16 protein-coding genes are annotated in these 14403 nt (G+C 44.0%); 4 read left to right on the forward strand and 12 right to left on the reverse strand.

Features of this window, described 5'->3' with window-relative positions; all coding sequences use genetic code 11:
• Positions 1-19: 19 nt before the first annotated feature.
• Together KE627_RS00250 and KE627_RS00255 are read right to left on the reverse strand one after the other, a co-directional pair.
• Complete coding sequence (locus KE627_RS00250; RefSeq protein ID WP_013727989.1) at positions 20-526, reverse strand: HD domain-containing protein; 507 nt, start codon at positions 524-526, stop codon at positions 20-22.
• A 70-nt stretch (positions 527-596) separates the two neighbouring features.
• A complete protein-coding gene (locus KE627_RS00255) occupies positions 597-1367 on the reverse strand; it encodes a TrmH family RNA methyltransferase (protein ID WP_013727990.1) in 771 nt (256 codons plus the stop codon).
• A 41-nt stretch (positions 1368-1408) separates the two neighbouring features.
• Here KE627_RS00255 and KE627_RS00260 point away from each other — a divergent pair, with 41 nt between their 5' ends.
• From KE627_RS00260 to KE627_RS00270, 3 genes are all read left to right on the forward strand, one after another.
• On the forward strand, positions 1409-1693 hold the full coding sequence (locus tag KE627_RS00260) for an acylphosphatase (RefSeq protein ID WP_056939156.1): 285 nt from the start codon (positions 1409-1411) through the stop codon (positions 1691-1693).
• 68 nt (positions 1694-1761) lie between these two features.
• Positions 1762-2793 carry a membrane protein insertase YidC gene (gene yidC / locus KE627_RS00265; RefSeq protein ID WP_013727992.1) on the forward strand — a complete coding sequence of 344 codons (1032 nt, stop codon included), beginning with the start codon at positions 1762-1764 and terminating at the stop codon, positions 2791-2793.
• A gap of 131 nt (positions 2794-2924) precedes the next feature.
• Complete coding sequence (locus tag KE627_RS00270) at positions 2925-4781, forward strand: cation:proton antiporter family protein (protein WP_041805662.1); 1857 nt, start codon at positions 2925-2927, stop codon at positions 4779-4781.
• Between the two features lie 74 nt (positions 4782-4855).
• Here KE627_RS00270 and KE627_RS00275 read toward each other — a convergent pair whose 3' ends face one another.
• Both KE627_RS00275 and KE627_RS00280 read right to left on the reverse strand, forming a co-directional pair.
• Positions 4856-6478: a HAMP domain-containing sensor histidine kinase gene (locus KE627_RS00275; protein ID WP_013727998.1), complete on the reverse strand. Its 1623-nt coding sequence runs from the start codon at positions 6476-6478 to the stop codon at positions 4856-4858.
• Positions 6475-7161, reverse strand: coding sequence for a response regulator transcription factor (locus tag KE627_RS00280; protein ID WP_013727999.1), 687 nt, complete (start codon positions 7159-7161; stop codon positions 6475-6477). The genes KE627_RS00275 and KE627_RS00280 overlap by 4 nt, the downstream gene beginning before the upstream one ends.
• A 255-nt stretch (positions 7162-7416) precedes the next feature.
• On the opposite strand from KE627_RS00280, the gene adhP reads away from it, so the two are divergent.
• Positions 7417-8433 (forward strand): alcohol dehydrogenase AdhP, encoded by a 1017-nt coding sequence (adhP, locus tag KE627_RS00285; RefSeq protein ID WP_013728000.1) that lies wholly within the window; start codon positions 7417-7419, stop codon positions 8431-8433.
• Between the two features lie 72 nt (positions 8434-8505).
• On the opposite strand, the gene KE627_RS00290 is transcribed toward adhP, so the two are convergent.
• The 8 genes from KE627_RS00290 to KE627_RS00325 form a co-directional block, all read right to left on the reverse strand.
• Positions 8506-9777, reverse strand: coding sequence for an ISL3 family transposase (locus KE627_RS00290; RefSeq protein ID WP_035181568.1), 1272 nt, complete (start codon positions 9775-9777; stop codon positions 8506-8508).
• Between the two features lie 245 nt (positions 9778-10022).
• Complete coding sequence (gene rpmF, locus KE627_RS00295; protein WP_013728002.1) at positions 10023-10199, reverse strand: 50S ribosomal protein L32; 177 nt, start codon at positions 10197-10199, stop codon at positions 10023-10025.
• 54 nt (positions 10200-10253) lie between these two features.
• Positions 10254-10808 (reverse strand): DUF177 domain-containing protein, encoded by a 555-nt coding sequence (locus KE627_RS00300; RefSeq protein ID WP_013728003.1) that lies wholly within the window; start codon positions 10806-10808, stop codon positions 10254-10256.
• Positions 10809-10892: 84 nt separating this feature from the next.
• The gene (locus KE627_RS00305) at positions 10893-12029 is read right to left on the reverse strand and encodes a nucleotidyltransferase (RefSeq protein ID WP_056938765.1); all 1137 of its coding nucleotides are present in this window, start codon (positions 12027-12029) and stop codon (positions 10893-10895) included.
• Between the two features lie 14 nt (positions 12030-12043).
• On the reverse strand, positions 12044-12799 hold the full coding sequence (locus KE627_RS00310) for a class I SAM-dependent DNA methyltransferase (protein ID WP_013728005.1): 756 nt from the start codon (positions 12797-12799) through the stop codon (positions 12044-12046).
• Entirely contained in the window at positions 12799-13155 is a 357-nt protein-coding gene (rsfS, locus tag KE627_RS00315; RefSeq protein ID WP_013728006.1) for a ribosome silencing factor, read from the reverse strand. Before rsfS ends, KE627_RS00310 begins: the two co-directional genes overlap by 1 nt.
• A 9-nt stretch (positions 13156-13164) precedes the next feature.
• Positions 13165-13776 (reverse strand): bis(5'-nucleosyl)-tetraphosphatase (symmetrical) YqeK, encoded by a 612-nt coding sequence (gene yqeK / locus KE627_RS00320; protein ID WP_013728007.1) that lies wholly within the window; start codon positions 13774-13776, stop codon positions 13165-13167.
• A complete protein-coding gene (locus KE627_RS00325) occupies positions 13766-14398 on the reverse strand; it encodes a nicotinate-nucleotide adenylyltransferase (protein ID WP_013728008.1) in 633 nt (210 codons plus the stop codon). The genes yqeK and KE627_RS00325 overlap by 11 nt, the downstream gene beginning before the upstream one ends.
• Positions 14399-14403 lie beyond the last annotated feature (5 nt).

Below are 14403 nucleotides of genomic sequence, written 5' to 3' on the forward strand. Positions count from 1 at the left end.
CCCTCTCATCGGACAACCGCTATTTAACAGCAGTTGTTCGCTTAACTTGCTTCTTTAACGTTTCAAACTTTGATTTAAGTGGACTCACGAATTCGTGAACAGCTTCGTAGTCATCGACTAAGGAGACGATGACACTTTCTTCGTACTTGGGCCGTGCCAAAGTTAATCCCCACATGTGCTTAAGAATAATATCTTTTTCCATTGGGGATAACTTGGTGATCCGTTCGGCATTCCGCAGGGCGACCCGTGGGTGAATAAATGCGTGAGAACCCAAATCAAACTTGGTGGTTCTCCAGTCATAGAAAAACAGATCATGCAGCAGACCAGCACGCGCAACGGCACGATAATCTAAGCCCCTTCTTTTGGCAATCTTATAACTGTCAAAAGAAACAGCAATTGAATGTTCAAGTCGAGTTGAGTGATGGTGCTGAGTATAGTTAGCCAATTTCTTAACCATGTCAGTCGCCATCAGGTCAGAAACTATTTCACGATACTCGGAATCGTTTTTCCATTCATCCTTTTGCATGTAATACCCCTTTGTCTTTATTTACAAATATGATACATGGTATCGCCCCAAATATCAATGAAAACGACCGTTATTTAACAAACTTGAAAAGTAATATGCCGGTCGCTACGGCAACATTTAGCGATTCCGCCTCACCATTCATTGGAATGTAAAGGTTTTGATCGGTCTTTTCCAAAATCTTTGGGTCAACCCCATTACCTTCATTTCCCATAATCAGTGCAAATTGCTTGGTAGGTGTTATATCATAGTAGGAAATGGCCTGATCATTTAATTCGGTGCCATAAGTCTTAACGCCAGCTTCTTTAAAGGCTGCCATCCATTCCAAGATATCTCCGGTAAACAGCTTCATGTGAAATTGGCTGCCCTGCATTGACCGGACAACTTTCGGGTTATAAAGATCAGCCGATCCCTTGCCAAAGACAATGCCGTTTAAGCCCGCCGCATCCGCTGTTCGGACCATGGTGCCAATATTGCCCGGGTCTTGAATGTTATCCAATAACAGCCAGGCACCCTTTAAGTCATCGGGAATCTGTTCATGGTAGTCCTCGGTATTGAGCACAGCAAACACACCCTGGGGCGTCTCTGTGGACGAGATATGTTTGGCAATTTCTGGTGTGATTAAGAAAATTTCGGTATCATCGTCAACCGGCAGATCGCCCAAATAGCTTTCGTCGACAACCATCAGTTGTTTGATGGTCTGGCGATGGCGAATCGCTTCATCAACAATGTGCCAGCCTTCAATAACGTATTCGCCGGACTTAACCCGTCCCTTCTTGGACTGCATCTTGGTCCATTCTTTTACCCGGTTATTCTGATTCGATGTAATTCTTTCAATATCCATAAAATATCCCTCTTTCATTATTAATTGTAGGTGGTGATCATTTGAACGACAAAATTCAAACAGTCAAAATGAACGCTTCCGGCCGAGTCCAAGGCGTTGGCTTTAGATGGTCAACCATCCAGCTGGCAGAAAGCCTCAATATTTCCGGCTGGGTCAAAAATGAAATCGACGGCAGCGTTTCAATTCTTGCAAGCGGCGAAAGTGAAAGTCTGGCGCAATTTATCCAAAAAATCAAAAATTCACCAACCCCATTTGCCAAAGTCAAAAGTCTCCAAGTCAATTATATCGCGAAAAGGGTAAATAAAGGGTTTAATGTGAAATATTAAATTGAAAAGCAGGCAATAATCTAGTAAGATTGTTTTGTTTACGTACTAACTTAAGAAAGGTCTTACTCATGAAAAAATTTAAACACCTCACCACGCTGGGATTGCTTTCCGGCATGGCCCTTCTTTTGAGTGGCTGTGTCCGAACAACCAAGTCCGGTAAGCCTTACGGAGCCGTCTATGACTATCTGGCCCGCCCTGCTCAGGCAATTATGGAATGGATTGCCCAATTTGTCGGTAGTTACGGCTGGGCCATCATCGTCCTGACCGTGGTTGTTCGCCTATTCCTCTTGCCAATCATGGTTCGCCAGATGAAGGCTTCAACTATTCAACAGGAAAAAATGCAGTTGATTAGACCACAAATGGCTGAATTACAGAAGCGTCAAAAAGCAGCCAGTACCCCTGAAGAACAGACCGCTGCCAGCCAAGCAATGATGGCATTGTACAAACAAAACGGCATTTCGATGACCGGTGGGATCGGTTGTTTACCATTATTGATTCAGATGCCGATCTTTACTGCTTTGTACGCCGCAATCCGTTACTCGCCAGAGCTGTCTCACACAGTTTTCATGGGCATTCGACTCGGCCAATCAAGTTGGCTGTTAGCCGTTTTGTCATTTGCTTCCTATCTACTACAGGGCTACATTGCCATGCTGGGCACCCCTGCAGCGCAAAAGAAGCAAATGGGCGCCATGATGCTGCTCAGTCCAATCATGATCCTGGTGTTCACGCTGAGTGCCCCAGCCGGTCTGGGAATTTACTTCTTCATTGGCGGCCTATTCGCATGTTTGCAGACGTTGATCATCAATATGTACCGACCAAGAATTCGAAAGCGGATCGCCAAAGAAAATGAAGGCAAAAAAGCAGTGACGGTTGAGGATCTGATGCCGGATCCAACGCCGAGTACCAGTGGGACAAAATCGACCGGTTCCGATATTCACCAAAGAAATCGTCAACGAAATACCGGCAAGCAGCAATCCGGGCATCAGCCTCAGGCTCGTCCAGCTGCTCAGCCAACCAAAAAGACGGTGGATAAGCAAGCTGAAAAACCAGCGGCTAAGCGTCCTCGAAACGCTGGTAAACAACAAAGACATCATAAATAATCACACTCAATCACATCTTTTGGTGTGATTTTTTTATTTCTGCAAGATTTTGAGTGATATGACACCCAAACTCAGGATAAGAATGGTAGGATATTCATGTATATTTTTCAGGAAAAGAGTTGTTTTCGTTTATGAATCAAATTTCGCTATTGATCATTCTCCTGGCGGCCCTTGTCATCCCATTGGCAATGGCCCGTTTTAAAATCACCTTTCTACCAACAGCGGTTGTTGAAATTATTGTTGGTATCCTGCTGGGACCGTCACTGTTCAACTGGATCACCAACTCGGAAACCTTGGAGATTCTCCAAAATGTCGGGGTCATCTTCCTGTTGTTCTTAAGCGGGATGGAGATTGATTTCAGCCTCTTTAAAAAGAAGCCCACCACTCTTTCACCGCTCGAGAAGAAAAGCCAGCATGATCAGCCGAAGTACTCAGTATTACAAGTGGCTACAATCGCTTACGCCTCAATAGTCGGCATGTCATTTGTGATCGCTTATCTGCTTCAACTCAGCGGCTTGTTCACCGATATTTGGCTGGCCGCGATTCTGTTCATGACGATTTCACTCGGCATTGTCATTGCCGGGTTAAAAGAAAAGGAGCTGCTTAGCAAGCCGTTCGGTCAGGCAATCCTCTTAATCGCCGCCCTGGGAGAAGTTGTCCCGATGGTTGGGTTGACTTTTTACGCTTCAGCCTACAGTCCCCATTCCAAATCCTTATGGCTGATCTTGTTGATTCTGGTTGCAGCTGCGCTCTTGTTCTGGCGGTTCAAAGCCTTTTTCCGCTTCTTTGATCGGATCAACAAGTCGACCACCCAGCTGGATATTCGGCTTTCATTTTTTATCATCGTGGCCCTGGTAACCGTCGCTGAATCGGTTGGCGCTGAGGGAATCCTTGGTGCATTTCTTGCCGGAATCGTCATCAAATTACTTGAACCGCATGAAGAAACCAAAGTTCGTTTGGACTCAATTGGGTATGGCTTCTTCATCCCAATTTTCTTCATCATGAGTGGCGTTAATTTGAACTTAAAAGAATTAATTACGAATCCACAAACGCTGGTGTTGATTCCCGTGATTTTTGTCGGCTACGTTTTGGCAAAGAGCTTGGTATTCAGTGCTTTAAAATTGCGCTTCAAGAACTTAAACGCAGTTGCTGGAACTGCGATGACTGCCACCACCATTACCGTTGTCTTGGCAGTGCTGCAGGTAGCCAGCCACTTACACAGAATTACCAGCCAACAGTCAGGTGCATTCTTGCTGTCAGCCGTCATCACTTGTGTCTTTGGGCCACTGATTTTTAATAAGCTGTATTCATCAGAAGCCGAGGATCTCAAAAAAACGACCGTGCACTTTATCGGCACCAATTTGACGACTGTTCCTGTAGCGCAACAATTAGCCAAGGGCTGGTATGATGTGACCATGTATACCAACAACCAGCACAATTATCGGGCCTTCAACAGTGAAACGACCATCCATCGGCTGGACAGTTTGGAACCGGAGGTCATGATTAAAAACGGTGTTTTTGATGCTGATGTCGTGGTGTTTGGTCAGATTAATTCCGAAAAGAATTATGAATTGGCGAAAATCGCCAAGCAATATGGTGTCCGGCGGGTAATCGTCCGATTCGAAGACCGCAATATTTTAGACGATCGCAGAGATGAGTTGGATCGACTGGGAGTGGAGCTTTATAATACCCCAGATGTTAATATCAGCATGTTAAGAGCGTTGATCGAAGCGCCATCAACAATGCGCTTAATGACGTCCACAGATTCCAGTGTCTACGAAGTTGCCCTGAGAAACCGGCTGTATGCTGACATTCAGGTCCGCAACATTCCATTTATCGACAAAGTTACCATTACCCAAATTTACCGTGACAAGCGGTTTATCCGGCCAACCGGTGGCACATCGTTAAAGCTAAATGATCGGATTATTTTTACCAGCAGCAAAGCCGAGGCACCAGAAGTTCGTAGGGAACTCGGAAAACTTAATTAGTCATAATGACTCTTACCCATTAAAAAGGCGTCACATTCATTGCAGTTTGCAACGGATGTGACGCCTATTTAAACTTATTTTTCATGATGTTCATCGTCATTTAAAGGACGATCATCATGTTTGGAAGTATCCAAGATTCCTTCTGGGAGTCCTGAATCTTTTGATTGTTCTTTGGAGGTTGATGAAGTCTTTTTCTCCATCTCTTCTTCGCTTGGCAGATGCTGCAAGATTGGCAGATTGATTTGGAAAATCGAACCGGAACCAAGTGAACTTTCAATCGAAATGTTACCATGGTAAGCTTCGATCAGCCTGTGGGCAATTGAAAGTCCCAGTCCGTTACCGCCTTTGTCACGACTGCGGGCTTTATCGACCCGATAGAAGCGGTTGAAGACCTTTTGCTTATCCTCTTCAGAAATCCCCTCACCAAAGTCCTGAACGGCAATGTTAACCATGGCCATCGATGTAGACAATGACAGGTGGACTTCTTTTCGCTTGGTTGAATATTTAATGGCATTATCCAAAAGAATCACCAATACTTGTTCGAGATGATTCCGATAAATCTTAACGTAAACGTCGTGATCGGTGTCATCATCAAACGTAAAGGTAAAATCTGGATGAATCATTTTGAAATCATTATAAACCTGTTCAAACACTTGATTGACATCAGTAATTTCTTCGCCGTAATTAATTTCAATCTGTTCGGCACGGGAAAGATCTAACATTTCAGAAACCAGACTCTTCATTCGATTGGTTTCCTGCAGTGAAGCTTTCAAAGATTCTTCCAAGACTTCGGGATCATCTTTCCCCCACCGCAGCAGCATATCAATATGACCCTGAATAACGGCAACCGGTGTCCGTAACTCATGGGAAACGTCCTCCACGAATTGCTGCTGCTGGTCAATATAGCGCTGAGTTTGATCCAACATGCCGTTCAACAGCTGAGCCAAGTCGGTTAATTCATCGTTGGATCGAAAGGCCGGTACCCGTGCATCTGAGTCGGGATCGCTTTTAACTTCATTAATCGTTTTTTGAATATCATTAATTGGCCGCAATAATTCCTGAGCTAGAATATAGGCAAAAATCATCGTCAAAAGAACGGAAATCAGCACCAGAATAATTAAGATAACCAGCAGCTTGTTAGCCGTCGCTCGGTAATTGTCCAATTGGTCAGTGACCTGTGCGTACCCAATCAATGAGCCATTCTTCTTTGAAAGCAGCGGTTCTGAGCCAACCAGAATTTGATGGCCATTATGTCTGGTGGTAAAAATTTTCCGCTTGCTGGCAGAATAAAACTTGGCCGTACTCTTCCGTGATTCAAATAATTCCTTGCCATTGACACTGTAGACATTGACTAAAATATTATCGCGGGAAAAATTAACGATCAACGAATTGGAATACAAATCGTTGCCATCGGCTTGTGTCACCTGATCGTTACTGTCGGTGATCTTTGGCTTCAAATAGTGTCCCACATCGCTTTTGGTCAATGGTGAGGCATAATTGGTCAACCTTGAAGAAACGGTACTCAAGGTATTGTCAATGTGCGAACGTTCCTGTTGAAATAAGACGTTGGTAAATCGATTAAAAATTAAGCATGAGAAAATAACAACAATCGCTAAAACACCAATGGACGTAAAAAAAGCCCACTTCCATTTTAGCGATGTCTTTCTTCTCTTTGGTTTTGTGTTGGGTTGGTTCATGACCGCATCACGTACCCCGTACCTCTAACTGTTTGAATATAACTGTTCTCACCTGGACGATCAATCTTGTTTCGGAGATATCTGATATAAACATCGACCACGTTGGTTTCAACTTCGGAATCATAGCCCCATACTTTGGTAAGCAGAACATCTCGAGCCAGGACAACGTCAACGTTTTCCATCAAAGTCAGCAACAATTCATATTCACGCTTTGTGAGGTTAATCACTTCATCGCCACGACGAACAATTCGACTTTCCTTTTCAATGGTTAAGTCTTTGAACGTAACTGATTTCTTGTTGTTCTTTTGTTGATCATTTTCGATTTGAATTCGGCGAAGCAAAGCCCGGATTCGAGCTAAGAGTTCCTCAATCGCAAAGGGTTTGACAATGTAATCATCAGCGCCATGATCAAAGCCCGAAACTCGGTCAATAACAGAGTCCCGCGCGGTCATCATGATAATTGGTGTGTTCTTCTTTTCACGTAGGCGGCGGGCAACTTCCATTCCGTTCAATTCAGGCAACATCAAATCAAGCAAAATGACATCGAAGTTCTCATCCAATGCAGCCTGCAAACCAGTTCTGCCGTTAAGCTCAACTTGGGTATCGTAGCCTTCGTGCTTTAACTCCAGTTCGACGAAACGTGCTAAGTTCTTTTCGTCTTCAATAATCAAAATTCGACTCATAAATGATCAGCTCTCCCATAAAATATCTTAATTTGTTTATTAGTAACGTAGAAACCTTTTAACATAACTCTCATTTTACCATAATTATGAGAGTTTTAGTCTTTTACTTTAATAAAACTTAGAAAAACGGCTAAAATTGCTTGGAAATATTTTTCATTTAAACTAATTTTGTGTAGAAATTCACTTGATAATGCCCAAGGGGACGTTTATAATGAACTTGTTTGAAAATATATTACAAAAAGGATGATTAACCCTATGAAAGCTGCTGTTGTAAGAGACCCAGTTGATGGATATGTTGATATTAAAGATGTTACTTTACGCCCCATTCACCAAGGTGAAGCCTTAGTTCAAGTTGAATATTGTGGATTATGTCACACAGATTTACACGTTGCTGAAGGTGACTTTGGTAAGGTTCCTGGCCGAATCATCGGTCACGAAGGTGTCGGAAAAGTCATTCAAGTTGCCGACGATGTCACTAACTTAAAGATTGGCGACCGTGTTTCAATCGCTTGGTTCTACAGAGGCTGTGGTCACTGTGAGTACTGTATCACTGGCCGTGAGACACTCTGCCGTAACGTTCAAAATTCCGGCTACACAGTTGATGGTGCTATGGCTGAACAAGTCATTGTCCCTGCAGACTACGCCGTTAAAGTACCAGAAGGACTTGATCCAATCGAAGCGACTTCATTAACCTGTGCCGGCGTTACGATGTATAAGGCACTCAAAGTTGGCGACACTCGTCCCGGCCAATGGGTTGAAGTCGTTGGTTGTGGTGGCTTGGGTAACCTCGCTGTTCAATATGCCCATAACGTCTTTGGTGCCCATGTGGTAGCCGTTGATGGTAACGAGCAAAAACTTCAAGCAGCTAAGGACAACGGTGCAGATATCACCATCAACCGTCATGATCCAGATGTTGCCGATCAAATTCAAAAGAAGGTTGGCGGCGTGCACAATGCTCAAATTACTGCCGTTACAACTGAGGCCTTCACTACATCTGTTAACGCTTTGCGTCCAGATGGCAAGTTGGTTGCTGTTGCCCTTCCTAAGGGTGATATGGCACTTAACATCGATAAGACGGTTCTCGATGGCATTCAAGTTGCCGGTTCACTGGTTGGTACCAGACAGGACCTCGCTGAAACATTCCAGTTCGGCGCTGAAGGCAAAGTAAAGCCAATCGTACAAACTCGTCGACTTGATGAGGTCAATGACATTATCGATGAAATGAAGGCCAATAAGATTGTTGGCCGAATGGTTGTTGATTTTACTAAATAAATATAATATTGATCCAAATGAATTAAGGTTCTTCGTCAACTGTTGTTGGTGAACAAAATATTGGAGTTCTAATCACTTGGTGATTAGAGCTCTTTTTGTATGAACTCGAAAAGCGAACAGCACTCTTAGCCGGAATCTGAAGAAGTTTCGGTAACCAAATCCAGTGCGTTTAATGACTTTAATCTTGTTGTTTGAACCTTCTAAGGGCCCGTTGGTGTAATGGTGAGTAAAGGTATTGCCAATTTCATCATGATGAGTCGCTAGGGTCTGGAGGGTTGCCAACATCTCTTCCGAGCAGCCCTCTAAGTGATGGAATACTTGATTATAGTTGGGCCAATCACGGTTTTTGATGGTTTCACGTAACCGATTCATCACGTTGTAAGTTTGCTTGAGCTCGGGATCAATGTCCAATAAAGCATCAACCACATCAGTGGCAGTCGCTGGATAAGGGAAGTTTGTCCACTTACGGAAAGCTTCGTAGTTGAGGTGATTTTCCGGCGTTAATAATAGTTTCCAATAGCGTTTTAGGGCGTGATACTCGCGTGAGGAAGTCGCCAGGGTTTTCATGAGGCGCACCCGCGTCTTATTAAAAGCTCGATTTAAAGCGTTAACCAAGTGGAACGGATCGATGACAACGATGGCGTTCGGAAAGATCTGCCCCACCAATTTGGGATAGGTATAGTTCATATCGGTGACGATAATTTTCACATTTTCTCGCGCAGCCTGGTCGTAATGCTGGAAATACTTTTGAAGCTGATAGATGGTCCTAAAGGGTAACAGGTCGATCAATTCGTGGGTTTCCGCATCCATAAATTCAAAGCTCATCGCGTCGGTGGCGCTCTTAGTGCTTTTAACTTCGTCCATGAGGAGAACTTTTGGTAAATAGTGCCAGTTGGTTTGAAAGTCCCGTTCAGCGCGCAAGAGCTGCCGACCAACGAATGAATCCGAAGTGGATAACTCATCGGCAATGTGTTTGAGCGAAACCGGTTCGGTCAGTTTTTCTAAGCATTGTTTGCGGGTCGTATTTGAAATCGTGCAGTGTTTCGGCACCGCATTCGTCTGCGCCAGGAAATTGGTATGACAAGCCTTACAGTGAAAGTTTCGCCGATTGAGACACAGGATAACGGTGCTGCCCAATGTTTTTGCGAATCTAATGGTGGTCTTCCGCCAACCATAGCCAATAATTTGGTGATCATTGATAATCCCACAATTGCGGCATGCCTTGGGGGTGTAGTTTAGGGACCCCACCAATCGAATCACTCCATCATCACCCACTTGTCCTTCCTCAATTATTAAGTGTTCATCATCTATTCCTAACAACATTTTCGTAGTATCATTTGACATAGGGCATTTCCTTTCTTGACTTAATTCTGTGGTGGGAGCAAGTTAACGGACGGGAGATGTCCGCTTTTTTATTCTAATGATAAACAAAAAATCTGTCATCAGTAATAGATAAAAATCTATTACCAACAACAGATATTGTAGAACCTGAATTAAGGGCCACCAGCGAAACGCATCTCGCTGGCGGCCCTATTTTTATGTATATAAAAACCAATTTAGAATCCATGGCGTTCTAAATTGGTTATTAATTACTTGTTATCTTTGATAACTTTACGGCCTTTGTAAAAGCCTGATGGTGATACGTGATGTGGCATGGTGTATTCACCGGTCTTTGGGTCGAGGCTCAAATTAGGAGTCGTCAACTTGATGTGACCGCGACGCATGCGCTTTCTTGCTTTAGAAGTTCTACGTGCTGGTGTAGCCATTCTTTTTCCCTCCTCGTCAAAATAAAATATCCACTAGTGAAATTTTAAGTCCAGCTATTTCGAATCTCGATTCTTAAAAAAGTCCTTCAATTCGGCCAGACGTGGATCAACGGTTTTCAATTCTGCCTTCTGCTTGCTGTAGTCATCGACGGACATAACATCCCAATCGTCACCACTTGGCATCTCTTTGCCTGCAAGTTCTTCAGGAGACAGGACGTGCATAGGAATATGCAAAATCACATTATCAACAACTGCCCTTTGCATATCAACCATATCATCTTCATCTAAAACAAAGACAACGTCATCTTTTCCATACCGTGATTCAGCAGCCTTGGAAGGAACATAAAACTCCTCAACTGTAAAATCAAGCGGTAGGTCAACGGGTGTCAATGAACGGGATGACGGGACGACCAACTTCCCAACAATATGGGAGTCAATAATCACATCACCACGATCGGCAAAAGCAGTTCCTTCAACGTGAAAGTCGGATGCATCGATCACTTCATCAGCGTAGCGATCAAGCAAATCGGCTTTGATTTGAAGGTTCTCGTTGAATGTGAAAGGATCAGTATCCGAGTACTTTTGCAAGTCTCTAAAGTACCATTTCAATATAATTCCTCCAATGCAACAAAACTTATTATACCGGCAACAAATAGGCTTGTCAAGGCAATTTCCTTGATAGGAGTTTACGGATTATTCCAGGATGATTGGATGTCGATAATAATCTTGAGACAAGCCGTTAATCATCTGGGTTAACATCCCACCCCGAAAATCCATTTGGATTGTGTCGGCAACAACGTCGTCAGTAATTTTGGTAATCAATGGAACGTCAAGGTCTCCTTTGATTTGATTCAAGTATCTTTGACCTACCGCGTTAAAGCCCAACAGCCGGACATATCCGGCCGCCTGAAGCATATCACTTGGAACTGCATGTAACAAGACATAGGTACACAGTCGCTGGATTCTTGTATACGTATAACGCTTGGTTTTGACCAAATGTAGGAACTCGGTGAAGCTTTCTGCCTTGATTGCGGCCCGTTTTAAACGGTACTCAATTCCCTCGGTCATTTGATAAATCTGGTGAAGCTTTTCAATCGGACTCTCAACCAATTCAAACCTGAGAAACGGCCAAAAATCTTGCCAGGTGAGCATTCGGTCATGCTCAAGCATCCCCATTGTCCCCTTGGGAACCACTCGATCAGCAGCCTTCAAGTCATGTTTAAGGACCCCTTGGCGAATCGCTGTCGCACTGGCAATAGGGCTGGCATCGTCAATTTGAGTCGCATCATGTTGGCTGCCCTTTCGCTTGATTGGTACCAGCGAAAGCGGCCTGCCTGTTTCAACATTGGCTTTTGCGTATCCAAATCCTAAGACATCATTGGGTTGATTCAACCGAATGCCGGTTTTCTCAAATAGATAATCCTGGAAGACGGAGGCGTATGGACGATCAAATCGTTTAAAGTCGGCAGGATTTTTTGGCTGATGGTCAATCAGCTTTTGATAATCCATTTCAGGATGCTCAGCACCAAAGGCCAACCACCGACACTTCATTTTGGCAGCCAAATCAACCGCCCCTTTTGAGAATAGGTGGGAAGGCTGAACCGCCGAAAATAATGGCAGTTCAATGACCAGGTCAACTCCACCCAGCAGGGCAGCGTGAGCCCGTTGCCATTTGTCATACGCAGCCGGTTCACCCCGCTGCAGCCAATTGCCGCTCATAATGGCGACAGTAACATCTGCGCCGGTTGCCTGCTTTGCCTGTTCGAGCATATATAAATGTCCATTATGAAAGGGATTGTATTCTGAAACAATCCCAACAGCTTGAAGCATATTCTCCGACTTCCTTAATCTTTTCCCGTACTAAAGAACCAGCGCTTGGTTTCCCGTACGAAGGGGTTGTCCCCAAAATCGGTGCTTGCCAGAGTTACCAAGAAACCAGTCTGTGACAGCAGATCTTTAATCACCGTGTCATCGTAAGCGCGCTCACGATGGACTTCATTATACGCATCATAAGCATCCTTCTCCTCATTGTATTGGAAGAAGTTCAACTCGTGTTCAACAGCCATTGGCGCGAAGTCACCTTCGTAGCTGGTCCACATAAAAGCGGCATCTTCACTCCGATAGTTGTACATATAACCAGGATAAACCTCGGTTGCCTGATAAGGTGAAATCACGTCAAAGAGAAACTGACCGTCCGAATTGAGATGATCATACACTGCTTTGAAAGTTGTCTCCAAATCATTTTGATCAATCAGATAATTCAAGGAATCATCAAAACAGCAGATCAAATCATACTGATCAAGGCCGTCCAGATTGCGCATATCAGTTTGAATAAAGGGCACGTCAACACTTGCCTCGCGTGCTCTTTGCTCGGCAATTGTCAGCATGTCCTCTGATAGATCCGCCCCAGTCACCTGAAACCCTTTTTGGGCTAATTTAATCGCCAAGCGACCAGTTCCGCAGGCCAGATCCAAAATTTTAATTTCTGAAGGCGGTTTTTGGATCCCTTTTGTCTTGTTCACAACAAAATGGGCCCAACGATCATAGAGAGTTGCGTCAAATAAATCATCATAAAATTTGGCGAATTCTGTATAGATCATTATGCCTCCACCCACGAATCGGTATTAACGATTGGGGCATCCGACCATAATTTTTCCAAATTGTAAAAATCACGGACATCTTTCTGGAAAATGTGAACGACCACGTCACCGAGGTCAATTAAAATCCAGCGGGCAGAATCTTTACCAGAAACACTGTAGACATTGACGTCATCGGCTTCAACCTGATCAACAATTTCATCGGCAATCGCCTTCACCTGTCGACTGGAAGCTGCGTCAGCGATGACAAAATAGTCAGCCATCAGACTAACCTTTTGCATATCGAGAACCACAATATCGTTGGCACGTTTACTGTCTGCCGCACGAACAACGACTTCTGAAATTTCTTTACTGTTCATATTTACTCCTTAATCTATTCCTGAACTTGGTACCCAACTATTATAAGTCATGATTGTCTGTGGAAAAACGGGCTTATTGTGGGCAACCAAGTATCCCAACGTTTGTTTGGTTTGGTAGGCAACGCCATCTTGCAGATTATTCTTGGTCATCTTGCGTGCCTCATCGACACCTGGAAAATCCCGACCTGGTTCAATATAATCGGCCATATAGACAATTTGTTCCAACGGCGTCATATACTGGTGCCCAACTGTATGGTACCTGACGGCGTTTAAAATATCAATATCGGTGATTTGTAACTCATTTTTGACAAACAACCAACCAACAACACCGTGCCAAATTGCGTTGCCATAATTCAGCAGTTCAGGGTCTAATTGATAGTCCTTGATTGCTTGAATAAAATCGTCATCCGGACGTTGCTTTGCATAGTCGTGGACCAATCCACCAATCGCCGCCTTTTCAACATCAACCCCGTTTTGTTCTGCGAGGTCCATAGCCGTCTGCTCAACACGCAGACAATGCTGAAAGCGGTGATCACTGAGAGCGGCGCGTAGTTTGCCAACCAACTCGTCACGAGTGTATGGAACGAAATGGCCTTGATAGATTAGTTGATCATTTTTCATATAAATGGTTCTCCTTTATATAACGTTCAACAGCGGCCGGAACCAAGTACTTAATTGACTGGTGCTGTCGCATTTTTGAGCGAATCAGCGATGATGAAATATCGATGAACGGCACGTCAACCCAAATTACCGGGTATTTGGAAGCTGGTGTGTAGCCGTCACGTTTGACACCGACAAACGAAACCAATTTGACCAGATCATCGATTCGATACCATTTTGGCAGGTAATCGACCATATCACCACCGATAATAAAGTAATATTGATTCTCGGGATGCTGTTGGGTCAACTGTTTCATTGTGTCGTAGGAATAACTGACGCCGCCACGCATAATCTCAGTCATTTCAATGGCAAACTTGGGATTGTCCCGAATGGCGCAGTTAATCATGGCCACCCGATCTTTGGCATCAATCGCAAATTTCCGGTCAACGTGCGGTGGATTGGCATCAGGCATAAAGTAAACTTTGTCGAGCCCTAGTTGATCCAAGACCTGTTCGGCAATAATTAAATGCCCGTTATGAATTGGATTGAAGGTCCCACCTAAGATTCCGATGCGTTTACCGTTTTGTTTTGTAATTGTTTTCGTCTGGGTTAATGTTTCGACATGATTCATGACGTTGCTCATCCTTC

This window comes from Lentilactobacillus buchneri, from assembly GCF_018314255.1.
Taxonomy (GTDB): Bacteria; Bacillota; Bacilli; order Lactobacillales; family Lactobacillaceae; genus Lentilactobacillus; species Lentilactobacillus buchneri.

Bases quoted from the DNA above. Each gene is read 5' to 3' on its own strand.
- KE627_RS00250 (WP_013727989.1), bottom strand. From the start codon at position 526: ATGCAAAAGGATGAATGGAAAAACGATTCCGAGTATCGTGAAATAGTT.
- KE627_RS00255 (WP_013727990.1), bottom strand. From the start codon at position 1,367: ATGGATATTGAAAGAATTACATCGAATCAGAATAACCGGGTAAAAGAA.
- yidC (WP_013727992.1), top strand. From the start codon at position 1,762: ATGAAAAAATTTAAACACCTCACCACGCTGGGATTGCTTTCCGGCATG.
- KE627_RS00270 (WP_041805662.1), top strand. From the start codon at position 2,925: ATGAATCAAATTTCGCTATTGATCATTCTCCTGGCGGCCCTTGTCATC.
- KE627_RS00275 (WP_013727998.1), bottom strand. From the start codon at position 6,478: ATGAACCAACCCAACACAAAACCAAAGAGAAGAAAGACATCGCTAAAA.
- KE627_RS00280 (WP_013727999.1), bottom strand. From the start codon at position 7,161: ATGAGTCGAATTTTGATTATTGAAGACGAAAAGAACTTAGCACGTTTC.
- adhP (WP_013728000.1), top strand. From the start codon at position 7,417: ATGAAAGCTGCTGTTGTAAGAGACCCAGTTGATGGATATGTTGATATT.
- KE627_RS00290 (WP_035181568.1), bottom strand. From the start codon at position 9,777: ATGTCAAATGATACTACGAAAATGTTGTTAGGAATAGATGATGAACAC.
- rpmF (WP_013728002.1), bottom strand. From the start codon at position 10,199: ATGGCTACACCAGCACGTAGAACTTCTAAAGCAAGAAAGCGCATGCGT.
- KE627_RS00305 (WP_056938765.1), bottom strand. From the start codon at position 12,029: ATGCTTCAAGCTGTTGGGATTGTTTCAGAATACAATCCCTTTCATAAT.
- KE627_RS00310 (WP_013728005.1), bottom strand. From the start codon at position 12,799: ATGATCTATACAGAATTCGCCAAATTTTATGATGATTTATTTGACGCA.
- rsfS (WP_013728006.1), bottom strand. From the start codon at position 13,155: ATGAACAGTAAAGAAATTTCAGAAGTCGTTGTTCGTGCGGCAGACAGT.
- yqeK (WP_013728007.1), bottom strand. From the start codon at position 13,776: ATGAAAAATGATCAACTAATCTATCAAGGCCATTTCGTTCCATACACT.
- KE627_RS00325 (WP_013728008.1), bottom strand. From the start codon at position 14,398: ATGAGCAACGTCATGAATCATGTCGAAACATTAACCCAGACGAAAACA.